The sequence below is a fragment of the Bacillus sp. AFS059628 genome, assembly GCF_002571225.1.
Taxonomy (GTDB): Bacteria; Bacillota; Bacilli; order Bacillales; family Bacillaceae_G; genus Bacillus_A.
On the sequence record NZ_NVEC01000028.1, the window covers coordinates 1 to 17487 of the forward strand.

16 protein-coding genes and 1 pseudogene are annotated in these 17487 nt (G+C 36.1%); 13 read left to right on the top strand and 4 right to left on the bottom strand.

The features are described from left to right. A pseudogene (locus COL05_RS31820) lies at window positions 1-568 on the bottom strand (cell wall anchor protein); the annotation flags it as partial. Between the two features lie 201 nt (window positions 569-769). Between COL05_RS31820 and COL05_RS10565 the strand changes: the two are divergent. The 7 genes from COL05_RS10565 (at window position 770) to COL05_RS10595 (ending at window position 7343) form a co-directional block, all read left to right on the top strand. Beyond that, window positions 770-1648 carry an ROK family protein gene (locus COL05_RS10565; RefSeq protein ID WP_098668580.1) on the top strand — a complete coding sequence of 293 codons (879 nt, stop codon included), beginning with the start codon at window positions 770-772 and terminating at the stop codon, window positions 1646-1648. A gap of 128 nt (window positions 1649-1776) precedes the next feature. Further along, window positions 1777-2373: a TerD family protein gene (locus tag COL05_RS10570; RefSeq protein WP_001121592.1), complete on the top strand. Its 597-nt coding sequence runs from the start codon at window positions 1777-1779 to the stop codon at window positions 2371-2373. A 23-nt stretch (window positions 2374-2396) separates the two neighbouring features. Continuing rightward, window positions 2397-2981: a TerD family protein gene (locus tag COL05_RS10575; protein WP_000146726.1), complete on the top strand. Its 585-nt coding sequence runs from the start codon at window positions 2397-2399 to the stop codon at window positions 2979-2981. A gap of 79 nt (window positions 2982-3060) precedes the next feature. Beyond that, the gene (locus tag COL05_RS10580; protein WP_001007533.1) at window positions 3061-3639 is read left to right on the top strand and encodes a TerD family protein; all 579 of its coding nucleotides are present in this window, start codon (window positions 3061-3063) and stop codon (window positions 3637-3639) included. Between the two features lie 72 nt (window positions 3640-3711). Next, window positions 3712-4503: a TerC family protein gene (locus tag COL05_RS10585; RefSeq protein ID WP_000025694.1), complete on the top strand. Its 792-nt coding sequence runs from the start codon at window positions 3712-3714 to the stop codon at window positions 4501-4503. Window positions 4504-4610: 107 nt separating this feature from the next. Then, window positions 4611-6242, top strand: coding sequence for a YceG family protein (locus COL05_RS10590; RefSeq protein WP_098668582.1), 1632 nt, complete (start codon window positions 4611-4613; stop codon window positions 6240-6242). Between the two features lie 18 nt (window positions 6243-6260). Continuing rightward, window positions 6261-7343, top strand: a complete 1083-nt coding sequence (locus tag COL05_RS10595; protein ID WP_001064413.1) for a toxic anion resistance protein — start codon at window positions 6261-6263, stop codon at window positions 7341-7343. Window positions 7344-7378: 35 nt separating this feature from the next. Here COL05_RS10595 and COL05_RS10600 read toward each other — a convergent pair whose 3' ends face one another. Both COL05_RS10600 and COL05_RS10605 read right to left on the bottom strand, forming a co-directional pair. After that, entirely contained in the window at window positions 7379-10045 is a 2667-nt protein-coding gene (locus COL05_RS10600; RefSeq protein WP_098668583.1) for a cation-translocating P-type ATPase, read from the bottom strand. Between the two features lie 189 nt (window positions 10046-10234). Next, complete coding sequence (locus COL05_RS10605; protein WP_000366197.1) at window positions 10235-10459, bottom strand: DUF1128 domain-containing protein; 225 nt, start codon at window positions 10457-10459, stop codon at window positions 10235-10237. Window positions 10460-10633: 174 nt separating this feature from the next. On the opposite strand from COL05_RS10605, the gene COL05_RS10610 reads away from it, so the two are divergent. From COL05_RS10610 to COL05_RS10620, 3 genes are read left to right on the top strand one after another with little or no spacing between them, the layout of a single operon-like run. Next, entirely contained in the window at window positions 10634-11098 is a 465-nt protein-coding gene (locus COL05_RS10610; protein ID WP_000250910.1) for a low molecular weight protein-tyrosine-phosphatase, read from the top strand. Between the two features lie 53 nt (window positions 11099-11151). Then, complete coding sequence (locus tag COL05_RS10615; protein WP_001085393.1) at window positions 11152-11667, top strand: DUF4075 domain-containing protein; 516 nt, start codon at window positions 11152-11154, stop codon at window positions 11665-11667. A 6-nt stretch (window positions 11668-11673) separates the two neighbouring features. Next, window positions 11674-12543: a YihY/virulence factor BrkB family protein gene (locus COL05_RS10620; protein ID WP_098668584.1), complete on the top strand. Its 870-nt coding sequence runs from the start codon at window positions 11674-11676 to the stop codon at window positions 12541-12543. 184 nt (window positions 12544-12727) lie between these two features. Here COL05_RS10620 and COL05_RS10630 read toward each other — a convergent pair whose 3' ends face one another. Continuing rightward, entirely contained in the window at window positions 12728-14653 is a 1926-nt protein-coding gene (locus COL05_RS10630; protein WP_098668585.1) for a heavy metal translocating P-type ATPase, read from the bottom strand. Window positions 14654-14923: 270 nt separating this feature from the next. Here COL05_RS10630 and COL05_RS10635 point away from each other — a divergent pair, with 270 nt between their 5' ends. The 3 genes from COL05_RS10635 (at window position 14924) to lepB (ending at window position 17467) form a co-directional block, all read left to right on the top strand. Next, complete coding sequence (locus COL05_RS10635; protein WP_098668586.1) at window positions 14924-15844, top strand: DMT family transporter; 921 nt, start codon at window positions 14924-14926, stop codon at window positions 15842-15844. Window positions 15845-15994: 150 nt separating this feature from the next. After that, on the top strand, window positions 15995-16675 hold the full coding sequence (locus COL05_RS10640; RefSeq protein WP_098668587.1) for a lysoplasmalogenase: 681 nt from the start codon (window positions 15995-15997) through the stop codon (window positions 16673-16675). Window positions 16676-16930: 255 nt separating this feature from the next. Further along, a complete protein-coding gene (gene lepB / locus COL05_RS10645; RefSeq protein WP_098668588.1) occupies window positions 16931-17467 on the top strand; it encodes a signal peptidase I in 537 nt (178 codons plus the stop codon). The last annotated feature ends 20 nt before the right edge of the window (window positions 17468-17487 follow it).

Genomic DNA, 17487 nt, shown 5'->3' on the forward strand with positions numbered 1-17487 from the left:
CATTGCCGCCAGAACCATTGTCACTAGAGCCATTGCCGCCAGAGCCACTGCCACCAGAACCGTTGTCGCCAGAACCATTGTCGCCAGAACCATTGCCACCAGAGCCATTGCCGCCAGAGCCATTGCCACCAGAGCCATTGTCGCCAGAACCATTGCCACCAGAGCCATTGTCGCCAGAACCACTGCCGCCAGAGCCATTGCCGCCAGAACCGCTGCCACCAGAACCGTTACCATCAGAACCGTTACCACCAGAACCGTTGTCGCCAGAACCGTTGTCGCCAGAGTTATTGCCACCAGAGCCGTTGTCGCCAGAGTTATTGCCGCCAGAACCGTTACCGCTCGAGTCATTGCCACCAGAACCACTTCCGTCAGAACCACTATCGTCCTGAGAACCATTGTTTCCTGGTGGTTTATTATTATCTTTTGAGTTACCTTCTGCTAAATGATCGTTATTTTGTACAATTGCGTTTGTTACTGGAGAGAAGTTTTCCGTTGCTGCATTACCGATATTTAAACCACTAAAAAAAGATAAAGAGAGTGTTGATGCTAAAATGAAGATTTTCGTCATTGTTTTCCTCCTAAGAAATTAATATTCCATGTAAAATACATCCCTTTGTAATATTTCATAGGAAAAAGAGTTTTATGCAAAAAAAACTATATATAGAAAAAGGTGGTGTATTTATGAAGAGAGAAAAGGGTTAGTGTAAATTCTTTATAATAGTAGATTGGGGGAACTTTACACTCATTACAGTAGAGGAAGTGACAGCAGATGAAAGAATATATTGCATTTGATATTGGTGGTACACAAATTAAATATGGGATTGTTTCAGAAACAGGGACGGTATTAAAGCATAAAACAGTTTCAACAGAAATTCATTTGGGTGGGGAACAAATCATTCAAAAACTTATTCTTCTATCCAAACAATTGATGAATGAACATACGGTTTCGGGAATTGGTATTAGTACTGCGGGAATTGTTAATATTCATAAAGGGGTTGTAACGGGAGGAGTGGAGCATATTCGGAACTACGCGACTATTCCTATTATTGATAGATTGCAAGAAGTATTACAAGTTCCTGTGTCCATTGAAAATGATGTGAATTGTGCAGCTTTGGGAGAGAAATGGAAAGGTATTGGAAACCGAAAAAGAAACTTTATTATGCTTACTCTTGGAACTGGTATTGGAGGAGCAATTTTTATAGATGGAGAGTTATATAGAGGGCATTCGTTTAGTGCTGGTGAATGGGGAAATATGTTAATAGAAGGAAAGCCGTTTGAAGAGGTCGCTTCCATTTCAGGGGTAATTCGTCTTGTGCGAAAATATAAAGGTGAAAGCGATTGGAATGGAAAAAAGATTTTCGAACTGTATGATAAAGGTGATAGAGAAGTTACGCAAGCAGTTGAGGTTTTCTTTAAACATTTAGCGATTAGAATTAGTAACCTTGCTTATATTTTTAATCCAGAAGTGATTGTTATAGGTGGAGGAATCACTGATAGGGGAAATCAGTTCTTAAAAGAAGTAAAAGAAGAGGTAGAAAAATATTTAGATAAGGAGATTTATAGTAATTGTGAGATTGAACTTGCACAAAACGGTAATTGTGCAGGAATGATTGGTTCTATTTACCACTTCTTACATCATCATAAGTAAATTATATGAATGTTTTCATATAACTGAGAATTTATCCTTTTTATCACTAGGTAAATAATGCTACAATATAAGGGAAGAATACAATATTTTCCGCCTTGGAAAATGCTTTGTAGAAAGGAAGAAACTTCATGCCTATTATTTTAGAAAAAGGTCAAAAGATCGATTTAACGAAAGGACAACCAAAAGTAGCAAAACTACAGGTTGGCTTAGGCTGGGATCCAATTGGGCAATCAGGTGGGTTTCTGTCTTCATTATTTGGAAGTAAACCAAATGTAGATTGTGATGCATCTGTTGTTATGTTAGAAGGGGATCGTTTTTTAAACAAAAACGATTTAGTTTACTTCGGAAACAAGCTTTCTACTTGTGGTAGTATGATTCATTCAGGAGATAATTTAACGGGTGAAGGCGCTGGTGATGACGAAACAATTTTCGTAGAATTACATAAAGTTCCGAGCCGTATTAATCGTTTAGTATTCGTTGTAAATATTTATGACTGTGTAAATCGTCGTCAAGATTTCGGGATGATTCGTAATGCATATATTCGTATTCAAAACCCGCAAACTGGTGAAGAATTAGCACGCTATAATTTATCGGATAATTATGCTGGCAAAACGACTCTAATTGCAGGTGAAATGTATCGCCACGGAAGTGAATGGAAGTTTTCAGCTGTTGGAGAAGGCACACAAGATAAAAACTTAAGTGAGATTGTATCACGTTATCAATAAAATAAACCGAGGAGGAATTGTGTATGGCATCAATTTCATTGAAAAAAGGACAAAAGGTAGACTTAACAAAAACGAATCCAGGTCTTTCAAAAGTTCTTGTAGGACTTGGTTGGGATACGAATCGTTATGACGGACAAAACGATTTCGATTTAGATGTTAGTATTTTCTTAGTAGGTGCTAACGGTAAAGTTTCAGGTGCAGAGGATTTCGTCTTCTATAATAATCCAAAAGGTGCGAATGGTGCGGTAGAGCATCTAGGAGATAATCGAACTGGTGAAGGTGAAGGCGATGACGAAGCGATTAAAGTAGATTTGAAAAATGTACCTGCACATATCGAACGTATTTGTTTCACAATTACAATTTACGATGGAGAAGGTCGTAGCCAAAACTTTGGACAAGTTTCTAACTCCTTCGTACGTATTTTAGATGAAGAAAAGAATGCAGAGTTAATTCGTTACGATTTAGGAGAAGATTTCTCTATTGAAACAGCTGTTGTAGTAGGTGAACTATACCGCCATGCAGGTGACTGGAAGTTCAATGCAATTGGAAGTGGATTCCAAGGTGGATTAGCGTCTCTATGTAATAACTTTGGTTTAGACGTAGAGTAATAGAGTTATATATCCATCCGTAAATATATATTTACGGATGGATATATTCTTTAAGATTAAAATATAGAGGTGAATATAAATGGCTATTCAGTTACAAAAAGGACAAAAGATTGATTTAGGTAAGACGAGTCCTGGTTTAACAAAAGCGGTAATTGGTCTTGGCTGGGATATTAAATCTTACGACGGTGGATCAGATTTCGATTTAGATGCATCAGCATTCCTATTAGATGCGAACGGAAAATGTACAAAGGAAACTGATTTTATCTTCTATAATAATTTACAGTCTCCTTGTGGATCTGTTCTACATACAGGAGATAACCGCACAGGTGAAGGGGAAGGTGACGATGAGCAACTTGTTGTGGACTTAAAGAAAGTTCCAGCAGATGTGCACAAAATTGCTATTACAGTTACAATTTATGATGCAGAAGGCCGTAGTCAAAACTTTGGACAAGTAGGAAATGCGTTCGTTCGTTTAGCGAATGAAGAAACGAATGAAGAAGTTCTTCGTTTTGATTTAGGGGAAGATTTCTCCATCGAAACAGCAGTTGTCTTTTGTGAATTATACCGTCATAATGGACAGTGGAAGTTTAATGCAGTAGGAAGCGGATTCCAAGGTGGTTTAGGTGCGCTTGTAAGAGCGTATGGCTTGGATGCATAGGAAGGAAACGATATTCGTTTCCTTTTTTTGACCTTTCTATAAATCTAGCAAAGAATAGGGGATAAAGGTAAGATGAGTATTTTGCAAGGAATCCTTGATACGTATGCTCAGTTTTTCGACTTGGACATGTGGATTAAAGTGTTGCAGGATCCAGTATCTTGGGGATTAATAGGTACACTTGTTGTACTTGAAGGGTTGTTATCTGCTGATAACGCACTTGTATTAGCGGTAATGGTAAAACACCTTCCGGAAGAAAAACGTAAAAAAGCATTATTCTATGGACTTATTGGAGCTTATGTATTTCGATTTATCGCAATTGGAATTGGAATGTTCTTAATTAAATTAGCATGGGTAAAAGTGTTAGGTGCACTTTACTTAGCATGGCTTTCAGTTAAATACTTTATTGATAAACGAAAAGGTAATGCAGAAGAAGAGGAAGCTCATGGTATGAACCAAAACAGTATTCTCTTCAGAATGTTTGGTGTCTTCTGGGGAACAGTTGCGATGGTTGAATTAATGGATATCGCATTCTCTGTAGATAGCGTACTTGCTGCATTTGGTGTATCAAACGAAGTTTGGATTCTATTATTAGGTGGAATGCTCGGTATTTTAATGATGCGCGGTATCGCTGGTGTATTCTTAAAGTTGTTAGAACGTATTCCAGAACTTGAAACGACAGCATATATTTTAATCTTAATTATCGCAGCAAAAATGTTATTGTCTGTTATTCATATTGAAATAAGCCATACAGTGTTCTTCATTATTTTAGTTGTAGCATTTGGAGCAACATTTATACTTCACTACATGAAGAATTCTGGACAAGCTAAAGAAGAAGTTGCAGCTACTAAAGAAGACAATAAATAATTGAAATGGGTTTGCTCGTTTTACGAGCGCCCATTTTTTATAACCAAAAATAGTTTATAATAGAAGAAAGACTTAGAAAAAGTAAATGTTTTTGGAGGTGAACTGTTGTGTTTTCACGTTTTACACTTCAACCATATGCATTAAAAGATGAATCAGATTTAAAGCAATTTGAAACAATTTTAGAAAAACGTCCAAACTATGAGCTGACAGAGAATGAGATGAAATTTAGTTATATAGCATGTCGAATCCTTGGCGTTCCTAATGATGTAGATGAATATTTTAATGAGCTGTTTGATTATAGTGAAGCGAAAGGAATCGAAGTTTTACACGAACAAAATTTAAACAAAGTGATTGATTCAGAAAAACTTCGTCACATTCAAGAAGTGTTCGGATTACATCAAGAAGCACCAAATGGTCTGACAGTAAATAGGCTAGTGGCGCACTTATCTGGGAAACAACTTTTGCCGAAAGTAGATAATCCTGATTTACAACATTATATACATACGACATTTATTTCTGTATTGAAATTATATGAGAAACAACATAATCAATCTTTAAAGACAGAAGGCTTCCGTCGTTTCTTAATTGACATGATTAAATTAAGCGAAAATTACGTAGCGAAGTGGTTCTCTACGATTAACTATAAGAAACAAATGCCGCGTATCGTTTGGTACGGTGATGCACAGGAAAGCCGTATATATTTCTTATACTTTCTTATTATGCTCGGCTGCGATGTACTTTATTATCATCCAGAAGGAAAAGATGGATTTGAGAATGTTGATGAAGAAGGAAGAACTTTTATTGTGTCTCATCCAGGTCGCATTTCTCTTGAACCATTTCCAGATCGCCGTCGCGAGCGTGTGGCAACAGTAGCGTATCAAGCTTCAAAAGAAATTGAGCAAGTACTTCACCACGATAATTCACTGCTGTACAAGCCGTGGCAATTCCGTTCCTATACGCCTGTAGCTCGTACATTAAAAACAACATACGATGAACTCTTTTTAATTACGAAGGAAAAGGCGTTCGTACGCCCGACATTCTTTGTTGAAAATAAACACATTTATATTCCTTCTTTATTTGCGAAAATATCAGGTGTTTCAAAAAATGATAAAGAATATTTTCAACGATTAAAGGCTGTTACATCATTTGATAACAGTTTATTAATTAATACATTCCCGTTTACGAAAGAACAAAAAGCAAATTTCCAATATCATTATCGAGACGCGTTAGACCGCGGGGGGAAATTACATCCAGATTTAATTATGAACAGTCATTGGTGGCCGCATAAACGATTGCCAGAAGGATTACAACATGGTATTGCAGAGGCAATCATCCATACGTGTGAAAGTGAAATGTGTAAACCAATTGCAAAAGAGACGAAACAAGATGTAGCGCTATATGTTTTCGCACAACTTTCTCAAATACCACCGAATATTTTAGAGCAGCTTGAGAAATTTGATTATTCACAAGATGTACCAAAAATTGTTATATTTAATAATGAGAAGAGTGGAGAATTGACTCGTTCTGATGCTGTTTTATTACTATTTTTAAATCAAATAGGAGTAGATGTATTCCACTTCAATCCAACAGGAAGAAACGATATTGAACCGTATATTGAAGCGGAGGCATTTGATTCACATTGGCTTGAAGAAGTTAATTTCGATCTTGAGTTTCATGGTTCATCAGCCTATAAAAATTTATCACAAACAATAAAAGGACTATTTCGTCCATTTTTATAAGGAAAGGGAGAATACCATATGAATAACCCAGTCGTACTAGATTCGAAAACAGAATTAAATGAGCAAACAGCACAAGATGTTCGCTTGCAGCTTAGACAAGATGCGGATGTACAACGTATTTATAATGCGGTAGATATTAAAGATCAATTAGAATTAATTGAACTTGGAAAAGAACCTTCTATGGAAATTTCACGTTTTGCTGATCAAATTTTACATACAATGTCATTATCAAAAATAGAAGATTCGGGTGAATTATTAAAACAACTTGGTAAAATTATGGACCGATTTGATAGCAAAGACTTTGCGGAAGAGAAAAGTGGTTTCTTCTCACGTATGTTCAAAAAAGCGGATAAAATGATTGAACAAATCTTTAGCAAGTATCAAACGATGGGCCGCGAAATTGATAAAGTATATGTGGAAATTACGAAGTATCAAGATGAAATGAAGAAATCAATTGGTACGTTAGACGGTTTATATGAGCAAAACTTAAAATATTACTTAGACTTAGAAAAATATGTAGTAGCAGGGGAAATGTTATTAGAGCGTTTAAATACAGAGCTAGTTCCAATGTATGAAGAGCGTGTACGTAACAATGACCAATTAGCAGGTATTGAATTAGAGTCTCTTAAAAACTCTGTTGAAATTTTAGAACAGCGTATTGATGATTTAGAAAAAGCACGTATGGTTGCGTTACTTACAGCACCACAAATTCGTATGATTCAACGTGGTAACAATAAATTAATCGGTAAAATCAATACAGCATTTATTACAACAATTCCTATCTTTAAAAATGGTATCATTCAAGCTGTAAATGCGAAGCGTCAAAAGCTTGTTGCAGATTCTATGGCTGAACTGGATCGCCGTACAAATGAATTACTTAAGAAAAATGCACAAAATATCGCAACGCAAAGTGTGGAAGTGGCGAGATTATCAGGTTCTTCTAGTATTAAGATGGAAACGCTTGAGGAAACTTGGAACATTATTTCAAGAGGTATGCAAGAAACACAACAAATTGAAGAACAAAATAAACGTGAGCGTGAAGAAAGCCGCAAACGTATGGCTACATTAACTGAGAACATTAAAAAAGAATTACAAGGGTAAATGAAAAGGCAATGAGGAAGAGTCCTCATTGCCTTTTAGTTTCTCTTCACTAATTTAATAATCTCATTCACAACAAGCGGAATGATACTTAATAAGAGAACAAATCCCCAATCTCGCATCGTTAATGCATGCACACCGAATATATTTGCAAGAGGTGGGATAGAGATGATACAAACTTGCATTAAAATACCGATAAGAAGAGAGAAGACTAAATATTTATTTGTAAATACCCCAATTGAAAAAATGGATTTCGTTCTTGAACGCAAGTTAAATGAATGAACGAGCTGAGAAAAACTAAGAACGACAAATGCCATCGTTTGAGCGTGTAATAGAGCATCTTCATCAATTCGTTCTGGGAAAAGAGGGAATAAATTTGTATCTCCGGTATAGAATTTTGCTCCGGCGATAAAGGCTATTAGTGTTAACAGTCCAATGACAGCCCCATTGAAAATAAGAAAAGGAACGCTACCACTAAATAAACTTTCTTTCGCATCCCGTGGTTTTTCCTTCATCACATCTGGATCTTCAGGATCAACCCCAAGTGATAATGCAGGCAGTGTATCCGTAATTAAATTTACCCACAAAATGTGAATAGGGCGTAGTGGTGTTGCCCAGCCGAGTAAAATGGCTAAAAATAAAGCGATAATTTCTCCGAAGTTACAAGAGAGTAGGAAGAGGATTGATTTTTTTATGTTACGATAAATATTTCTACCTTCCTCAACAGCTTTCACGATAGATGAGAAGTTATCATCTGTTAACACGACATCCGCTGCCCCTTTTGCAACGTCTGTTCCTGTAATGCCCATCGCTACGCCAACATCTGCTTGTTTTAAAGATGGAGCGTCATTGACGCCATCACCAGTCATAGAAACGATATTTCCTTTCGCGCGTAATGCCTTTACAATTTTCACTTTATGCTCTGGAGAGACTCTGGCGAATACATGTAAGTAATTAATTTTGCTTGCTAGTTCTGTATCTGAAATGTTGTCTAATTCAGTTCCAATCATAATTTCAGATAATTCTTCAGCAATACCAAGTTCTTTGGCAATCGCAAAGGCGGTATCTTTATGGTCTCCAGTAATCATAACTGTGCGAATACCGGCTTTTTTACATTCTGTAATGGAATCTTTTACTTCAGTTCGCGGTGGATCAATCATACCGACAAGACCAATAAAGATGAGGTTTTCTTCGAGATGATCTATATTCACATTGCTTGAATTGTATTGTTTAAATGCAAATGAAAGCACTCTTAAAGCTTCTCGAGACATTGCCCCAGCAGCTTCTAATATTTGATTTTGATCAGCCTCTGTTAGATCCTCTATTTTACCGTTTTTAAATATGTGGGTACATCTAGGTAAGAGCTTATCGATAGCACCTTTCGTCATGCTATAATAGCTGTCATCGTATGTATGCACGGTTGACATCATTTTACGATCTGAATCGAAAGGCATCTCGTTAACGCGCTCATGTATCTTTTCTAAATGATCTTTTTGCATGTTAAAAGCGCTTCCAGCAACGAGAAGAGCAATTTCAGTCGGGTCTCCGGTTTGTGATTCGTTATTGTAAGACGCATCGTTACATAGCACCATATTTTCTAACAATAGACGTTGCGCATCATTATTTGCATTTAAATTTTCTAAATGATCATATGTGTTATCACTATAAAAGTGAGTAACGGTCATTTTATTCTGCGTTAACGTACCTGTTTTATCTGAACAAATGATTGTGACAGAGCCGAGAGCTTCAACAGCTGGTAGTTTTCGAATAATAACGTTTTGTTTAATCATGCGCTGCACACCAATTGCAAGAACGATGGAAACGATAGCTGGCAAGCCTTCTGGAATAGCTGCAACGGCTAAACTAATAGCAGTCATAAACATTTCTAACGTATCCCGACCTTGGAAAAAGCCGATGAGAAACATAACGATACAAATCGCTACAGCGACAAATCCTAAATATTTTCCGACTTGTGCTAAGCTTTTTTGAAGTGGTGTCATATCATCGTCTGCTTCATGTAAAAGGGTTGCAATCTTACCAATTTGTGATTTCATACCAGTTTCAACAGCAACACCGACGCCTCTTCCGTATGTTACAAGAGTAGACATAAAGGCCATATTTTTTTGATCGCCAAGTGGTACTTGTTCATCACTTTGCATGGAAGGGTGGTAGATTGCATCTTTATCAACAGGGACAGATTCACCAGTTAGAGCAGATTCTTCAACTTTTAAATTTGCGGTTTCGATTAGGCGTAAATCGCATGGGATATATCGTCCGGCATCGAGCATAACGATATCACCTGGAACGACGTGCTCAGATGGAATTTCTTTTAGTTCACCATTTCGCTTGACGATAGCTTTAGGTGTCGCCATCTTTTTCAATGCCTCTAAAGCTTGTTCCGCTTTTGATTCTTGGACGACGCCAATAACAGCGTTTAAGACTACAACGAGCGCGATAATGCTTGCATCAGCCCATTCACCTACAAAGGCTGAAATAAGGGCAGCAATAATAAGGACATATACGAGGACGTCATTAATTTGGGCGAAAATACGCTGCCATAAAGTGCGTTTTTGTTTTGTAGCTAATTCATTAAAACCATATTGCTTTAAACGTTCATTTACGATTTCATCTGTTAAACCGTGTTGTTCATTTGTTTCTAAGTCGATTAATGTTTGATCTTTCGTCTTACTGTACCAATTGCTCATAAGTAAGCACCTCCAGTAAAAACAGTTAGCAATGGTAGTGTTGCTATTATTTGTGAGTAGTATGTATGGAGAAAAAAATCTAAGGTGAGGTTCTACTTCTATTGTACAATATTTTACAGTTGGTTGAGAGAAAGAGAAGAGTTGTCATGAATTTGTTGGAAATAAAAAAGAGCCTCATAAGGAGGCTTTTTACTTTTTAATTAATGTACCTAATTCTTCTGTAATAGCTTGCATTTCACTAATACTGAATGTTTCACGTTTCATAACATGCTCATAAATGTCACGTAAGTCTTCGTACATCTCTTCATTAAAGCTAGCAGCTCTCATCGCTCCAGCATTAACCATACGTAATTTTTCTTTAATAGCTTCGACCATATATTCAACGTTTTCTTCTGACTTTACGGATAAATCCACCGAAGTGTCCCCCTTTAAAATAACATAAGGCTATCTTAACATTTTTTATCATTTTCGTTAATGAATCTTTTCAATCCTATTAAATTAGTAGGGATTTCCTTTATATTTAATAATTGGTTGTTTATACTATAAGTATATATTAAGAAATGCACCAAGAAGGGAAGAAACAAAAATATGGTTCAAGTATTGTTTGTCTGTCTTGGGAACATCTGCCGTTCTCCAATGGCAGAAGCGATTTTTCGAGATCTTGTCGTAAAAGAGGGACTCGAAGAGAAAATTGTCATTGATTCTGCAGGAACTGGAGATTGGCATGTTGGCCATCCGCCACATAAAGGAACACAAAAAATTTTAAAAGAAAATGCAGTCACTTTTGAAGGAATTAAAGCAAGGCAGGTAGAAAAAGAAGACTTAACAAAGTTTGATTATATTATTGCCATGGACAACAAGAATATAGCAGATTTAAAAAGTTTAGGTAAAACTGGAGGCTATATTGGTAGGCTGTCCGATTTTGTTCCAGACGGTGGCTGGACAGACGTTCCCGACCCTTACTATACAGGGAATTTCCAAGAAGTATATGACCTTGTAACAGAAGGGTGTGCAAAGCTATTAGCTTTCATTCGAAATGAACAAGGAATATGAGGAAGCTTAGAAAGAAATACTTTCTAACATAAGAAATGAAAGGGTGAAGGAATATGGCAAAGAAAAATAATATTGCTCGAAACATTGCGATTGGTGTAGCTGCAGGTGTAGCTGTATCTATGTTGAAAAAAGAAAACCGTGAAAAAGTAAAAAATACTGCAGAAAAAGCAAAAACAAAAATGATTGAAATTGGTGAAAATGCAAAGATCAAAGAAAAAGTGCAAACTGTTACAGATAAAGGACGCGAACTTGCTGATTTAAATGTAGTGAAAGCGAAAGTTGCAGAAATTAAAAAATTGACGCCATCTGTTGTAGAGACGTTAAAAGAAACGAAAGAAATTTTTAGTAAGAAAAAAGTTGAACCAGCAGAGAAGCCAGAAACGATTGAAATTCAAGCTGTATCTCCAAAAGTAGATGAACTGAAAGCAGAAGAAGAGCCAGTAGTTGCTGAAGATGGCGGTATGAAAGAAGCGCGTGAACTATTTATGAAAGACTCTAATGTAGAGGAAAAAAAAACTGAAGCGTACATTGAGTTGAAGCAAGATAAAGAAGAGAAGAAAAGCGTTTAAACATATATGAGAAAAATTTTAGAAAAGGTGAGAAGAAATCGTACTTATTCGTTTGGTAAAGATTTGTATGACCGGACGATGCGCGATGATGTAGCGGGCTTGGCAGCACAGCTCGCTTATTTCTTCTTGCTTGCGATTTTTCCTGGGCTTGTTTTCTTAATTACGCTTCTTGGATTTATTCCCATTCAAACAGAGGATGTGCTTAGTTTATTAGAAGTTTATGTACCAGATGATGCAATGAACTTAATCGAGGTAAATGTAGATAAAGTTGTAAATCAGCAAAATGGTGGTTTATTATCATTTGGTTTATTATCCATGTTATGGTTTGCCTCAAATGGTGTTAATGCGGTTATGAATGCTTTTAACCGCGCCTATGACGTGAAGGAAACACGTTCTTTTATTACAACAAGAGCGTTATCAATTGTGTTTACATTAGCTATCATTTTTATGATTGTCTTCGCGTTAATTGTCCCGGTATTCGGACAAGTTATTGGAGCAGCGGTGTTTAAAGCACTCGGTTTATCAGAAAGTTTTTCTTTCGTATGGAGCATTACACGATTAGTAGCGAGTTTCTTTGTACTATTTGCCTTGTTTAGTTTCTTATATACATTTGCACCAGATCGAAAGTTAAAAAGAAGAGAAGTCATTTCAGGAGCGTTATTTGCTACTGTAGGGTGGATTGTGGTATCGTACTCATTTGCTTATTATGTAGATAAGTTTGCTAATTACGCTAATACATATGGTGGTCTCGGTGGTATCATTATTTTAATGTTATGGTTTTATTTGACTGGATGGGTAATTTTACTTGGCGGTGAAATTAATGGTTTACTCCATCATTATAGGACGAGTGACAATAATTCCCGTAATGAAAAGTGAGCTCTTGTTCCATAATAATAGGGAACAGGGGGGATATGTCATGAGTAATAATAAAAAGAATCACAACAACAAAAATAACAATAAACAAAAGAGCAGTTCGCATCCAAAGCATAAAACGAGTGGTAGTGCGAACGGGCATAATAGCTACCATTAAAAAAGACGGGTCCTCTATGAGGGGCCCGTTTTATTTGTTTCCTTTTAATAATCGTAAGCCATTTAAAATGACTAGAATCGTACTTCCTTCATGCCCGATAACACCGAATGGAAGAGCTAAAAATTGCATGAAGTTTGAACAAATCAGCATTGCAATTACAGCTAGTGAAAAGATTACGTTTTGCTTTACAATACGATTCATTCGTTTTGATAAGCGGATCGCTTGAGAAAGTCGAGATAATTCGTTTTTCATAAGTACAACGTCTGCAGTTTCTAAAGCTACGTCTGTTCCTTCCCCCATTGCTACACCAATGCTAGCGGTAGCGAGTGCAGGGGCATCATTTATACCATCTCCGACCATTGCTACTGTCCCGTATTTTTTCTTTAGCTTTTTAATCGTTTCAACTTTTGTTTCTGGTAAGCATGATGCGTAATATTCTTTTATATTACTTTCAGAGGCAATAGCTTTTGCCGTTTCTTCATTATCTCCAGTAATCATAATTGCCTCGACACCGATGCTTTGTAATTCACGAATAGCAGCTATTGTTTCTTGGCGAAGTGTATCTTTTAAAGCGATGAGCCCAAGAATGCCTTCCTCATCACTAATATAAACGACAGTTTTACCTTCCTTTTCAAGTGAGGCAGAAATGCCATTATGAAATGTCTTTGTTTCTTCACCGATAAAGTCAGCTTTACCTATTTTATAAGCTTTGTTTTCAAGTATTCCTTTTAGACCAAAACCAGTTACATCTTCAACATTTTCTGGTTTTTGTAATGTAATGTCATGTGCATGTTGTGCATATTTAACGATAGATTCCGCTAAAGGATGTGTAGAGTGACTTTCAATTGCTGCTGTAATAGAAAGTACTTCTTTTTCTTTCATATTTTCTCGAACATATACATCTGTTACGGTAGGTTTTCCTTCTGTTAATGTTCCTGTTTTATCAAAGGCAATCGCTTTTACAGAAGCGAGGCGTTCTAAATGTATGCCACCTTTAAAGAGAATACCGTTTCTTGCTCCATTAGAAATTGCAGATAATGTTGCTGGTGTAATGGCAGCAACGAGTGCACAAGGAGATGCGACTACAAGTAAGATCATAGCGCGATAAAATGTTTCATTCCAGCTCCAATCCAGTAAGAAATGAGGGACGAACATCATAAGTGCAACAACGAGTAGTACACCTTTTACATATGTTCCTTCAAACTTTTCAATGAATAGTTGTGATGGTGATTTTTCACTTTGTGCACTTTGAACGAGACGAATAATCTTTTGGAATAATGTTTGATCGCTTGGCTTCGTAATTTTAACTTCGATAGCACCGCGTAAATTTACAGTACCAGCAAATACTTCATCCCCATGTTTTTTTTCATTTGGAATAGGTTCACCAGTAATCGCTGCCTCATCGATATTTGTTTCACCGCTATAAATCGTACCGTCAGCAGGAACACGTTCACCTGGCTTAATTAAAATAATGTCGTTAATTTGTAATCGTCCAACAGGAACACGTTCTTCAGTTCCATTTGAAATACGTAATGCTTCTTCAGGTTGTAGATCAAGAAGTGCTGAAATTTCTTTTTGACTTTTACTTAATGTATAAGATTCCATCGCACCGCTTAGTGCGAAGATGAAGATTAAAACCGCGCCTTCTGCCCAGTAGCCAATGAGTGCGGCACCTATAGCAGCAAAGAGCATAAGCATTTCGACATTTAGCTCTTTCTCTTCAATTGTATCTTCAATACCTTCTTTTGCTTTTGCATATCCACCAACTATATAAGCAAGGATATAGCAAGTAATGCCTACATTCATTGCATCGTTCTTTGTAAATAACCAACCAGCTAAAATGAAAATACCAGATGCGATTGCAAATATAAGTTCATAATGTTTTTTTAACATATCCCATAAAGAGGGATGAGAAATAGACTTTTGCACTTGTAATGTTTTTACTTCTGAGTTCATTACTACTCGCTCCTTCCAAATTCTTATTGAGAAAAATAATCAAAATCGAAACCCCTATAAAACGACGAAAGCTGCCATCCATAATGGATAGCAGCATTTCTGTTGAATCTGTTTTTAACAGTTATTATTTTGTAATTATTCTATAGTATAGCATATGTTTTCGTTGGATGATATGTTTTTGTTTACGTATAAACTGAAAACTTGTGTTTTCTCAATTCCTTTGGTATATATGAATACTGTTCATAAAAAGATCGGAAAGGAAGACAACAAGTGAAGACAGAGAAATTTTTTACCCATCCGATTGGCGTATTTATTGCTGCAATAGTAGCGACCTTTTTATGGGGAAGTGCATTCCCTTTTATTAAATTAAGTTATGCTGAACTTGGAATTCAGCCACAAGAAGTTGGGGAGCAAATATTATTTGCTGGCTATCGTTTCTTTTTATCTGGGGTTATGCTTTTATTCTTCTTTAAAGCGTTAGGAAAAGATATGAGCTTCAAAAAAGGAACAGGGAAGCAGTTAGTACAAATTGGTTTATTTCAAACATTTCTTCAATATATATGTTTTTATATTGGGATGAGTTATAGCTCTGGTATTGAAGGAGCTATCATTTCAGGGACATCATCATTCTTTCAAATTTTACTCGCGCACTTCTTATATAAAGACGATGCGCTCAATATGAGAAAAGTAATTGGAGTATCTATCGGTTTTTGTGGTGTCATTTTAGTAAATGTACCGAGTGATGGCAGTTTGTCATTCCATTTCGGAATCGGTAGCTTATTACTTCTTAGTGCAGCAATGTTATACTCATATGGGAATATATTGGCGAAAGAAGGTAGTAAAACATTAGATGTTGGCTATATGACAGCATACCAAATGATTTTTGGTTCTATCGGGCTATTATGTATAGGGGCTTTGCAAGTTGGAGTCATGCCATTTACATTTAGTGTACATGCAATACTTATGCTTATCTACTTATCTTTCTTATCCGCAGCAGGATTTTGCATTTGGAATACAATTATGAAGTACAACAAAGTTGGAAAAGTATCAATGTATATGTTCTTTATACCTGTATTTGGTGTGTTATTATCGAGCATGATTTTAGGAGAAGCAATTCATTCATTTGTACTATTCGGTTTAGCATGTGTAGCCGCGGGAATTATCGTCGTGAATCGGACGCCAGCTAAGTAAAAAATAGAGCAAGAAAAACAAGTAGCATAGAAAGAGAAGACGATTAAAAAAGAAGAACAGTACAGTTCTTCTTTTTTTACAGAGAAAAAGGATAATAGACTAGGTGTAACGAAAAAAGATACAAAAAGCATTTATTGGGGAGAACATGTTATGAATCTACTTTATATGGTGTTAATTGGACAAATCATTCTTTTTTTAATTGGTGCAATGTACGCAATAGGACAGACGAAAAAAACAAGAAATAACATGCCGTTACCTTTAGCGGTGCGTCTTATTCTTAGTTTTTCTTTAACAGCAAGTGCAATTTGGATATGGTTACAAGATCCGTCAGTAGAGTATAGTACGTGGGTTGCACTAGGTATGACGTTATCAACTGTAGGAGATTTATTTATGGCAGGTTTAATTCCAATTGGTCACAGGTTAATTGGAGGGATGATTACTTTTGCTCTTGCTCATTGTTTTTATGTAAAAGCATTTTTGCAAACAGGCATTTCATGGAATGGTTTTTGGATTGGTTTACTCGTATACGGACTCTTTCTCATTATAGGATGGTTCTTCTTTATCCGAAATGATAAACAAGATAAATTGTTTACGACAGGAGCGCTAATTTACGGATTGTGGGTTGGAGGAATGGCTTGCTTTGCATTCGCCTTATACTATGAGAATACAGGAATATGGTGGATACCGGCTTTTGGTGGTTTACTATTTGTGATTTCTGATTTTATTATTGGCGTGACAGATATTGGAGGGCGCAAATTAAAGTATGAACCACTTTGGATTTGGTTTACATATGTAGCGGCTCAAATGTGTATTGTATATGTGGGAATATAAAAAGATATTCTTTGAATAGTGAATAGGCTATTCGAAGAGTATCTTTTTACTATTTTGCTTCAGCCGAATTTTGAGATGGTAGTTTTACTATCCATACATAGTAAAAAAATATATAGATTATGGTATATAAAATAAGAAATTTAGGAGTAGTTTATTTTGAAATTTTTAATATTAGAATTATGCGATTCAGAATTTTATGGAAATTATACAACTGAAGTCTTTATAATAAAAGTAAAAAGATGATGAGATGGTGGAATGATGCAAAAGAAAAAACGTTTGCGTGAATTCTTTGGAACAATTGCAATTGCATGTTTGTTGGTGTTTTTGGCGAAAATATTCGTATTTTTTCCTACGACTGTAAAAGGAGCGTCCATGAAGCCGACGTTACAAGATGGGGATAAGGTGATTGTAAATAAGTTGGCAAAGCAATTTGAAAGTTATGGGAGAGAAGATATTATTGTTGTAAAGACGGATAATTTTTATGTGAAAAGGGTTATTGGTTTGCCTGGCGATGTCATTGAGGTCAGAAACGATCAATTATATGTGAATCATGAAGTGATAGAGGAAGCGTATTTGTATAGTAATAGAAAACAAGCTGAAAAAAAACTTATGAATTTAACAGAGGACTTTGGACCGATTACAGTTCCTAAAAATAAAATTTTTGTTATGGGAGATAATCGCTTAATAAGTAGAGATAGTAGAAATGGTTTAGGACTTATTGATAAAGCAGATGTATTAGGAGAATTAGCGGCAATTTATTATCCATTTGAACACATGAAAATAATGAATTAAAGTAAAAAAACCAAGCAAAT

Bases quoted from the DNA above. Each gene is read 5' to 3' on its own strand.
- COL05_RS10565 (WP_098668580.1), top strand. From the start codon at position 770: ATGAAAGAATATATTGCATTTGATATTGGTGGTACACAAATTAAATAT.
- COL05_RS10570 (WP_001121592.1), top strand. From the start codon at position 1,777: ATGCCTATTATTTTAGAAAAAGGTCAAAAGATCGATTTAACGAAAGGA.
- COL05_RS10575 (WP_000146726.1), top strand. From the start codon at position 2,397: ATGGCATCAATTTCATTGAAAAAAGGACAAAAGGTAGACTTAACAAAA.
- COL05_RS10580 (WP_001007533.1), top strand. From the start codon at position 3,061: ATGGCTATTCAGTTACAAAAAGGACAAAAGATTGATTTAGGTAAGACG.
- COL05_RS10585 (WP_000025694.1), top strand. From the start codon at position 3,712: ATGAGTATTTTGCAAGGAATCCTTGATACGTATGCTCAGTTTTTCGAC.
- COL05_RS10595 (WP_001064413.1), top strand. From the start codon at position 6,261: ATGAATAACCCAGTCGTACTAGATTCGAAAACAGAATTAAATGAGCAA.
- COL05_RS10600 (WP_098668583.1), bottom strand. From the start codon at position 10,045: ATGAGCAATTGGTACAGTAAGACGAAAGATCAAACATTAATCGACTTA.
- COL05_RS10610 (WP_000250910.1), top strand. From the start codon at position 10,634: ATGGTTCAAGTATTGTTTGTCTGTCTTGGGAACATCTGCCGTTCTCCA.
- COL05_RS10615 (WP_001085393.1), top strand. From the start codon at position 11,152: ATGGCAAAGAAAAATAATATTGCTCGAAACATTGCGATTGGTGTAGCT.
- COL05_RS10620 (WP_098668584.1), top strand. From the start codon at position 11,674: ATGAGAAAAATTTTAGAAAAGGTGAGAAGAAATCGTACTTATTCGTTT.
- COL05_RS10630 (WP_098668585.1), bottom strand. From the start codon at position 14,653: ATGAACTCAGAAGTAAAAACATTACAAGTGCAAAAGTCTATTTCTCAT.
- COL05_RS10640 (WP_098668587.1), top strand. From the start codon at position 15,995: ATGAATCTACTTTATATGGTGTTAATTGGACAAATCATTCTTTTTTTA.
- lepB (WP_098668588.1), top strand. From the start codon at position 16,931: ATGATGCAAAAGAAAAAACGTTTGCGTGAATTCTTTGGAACAATTGCA.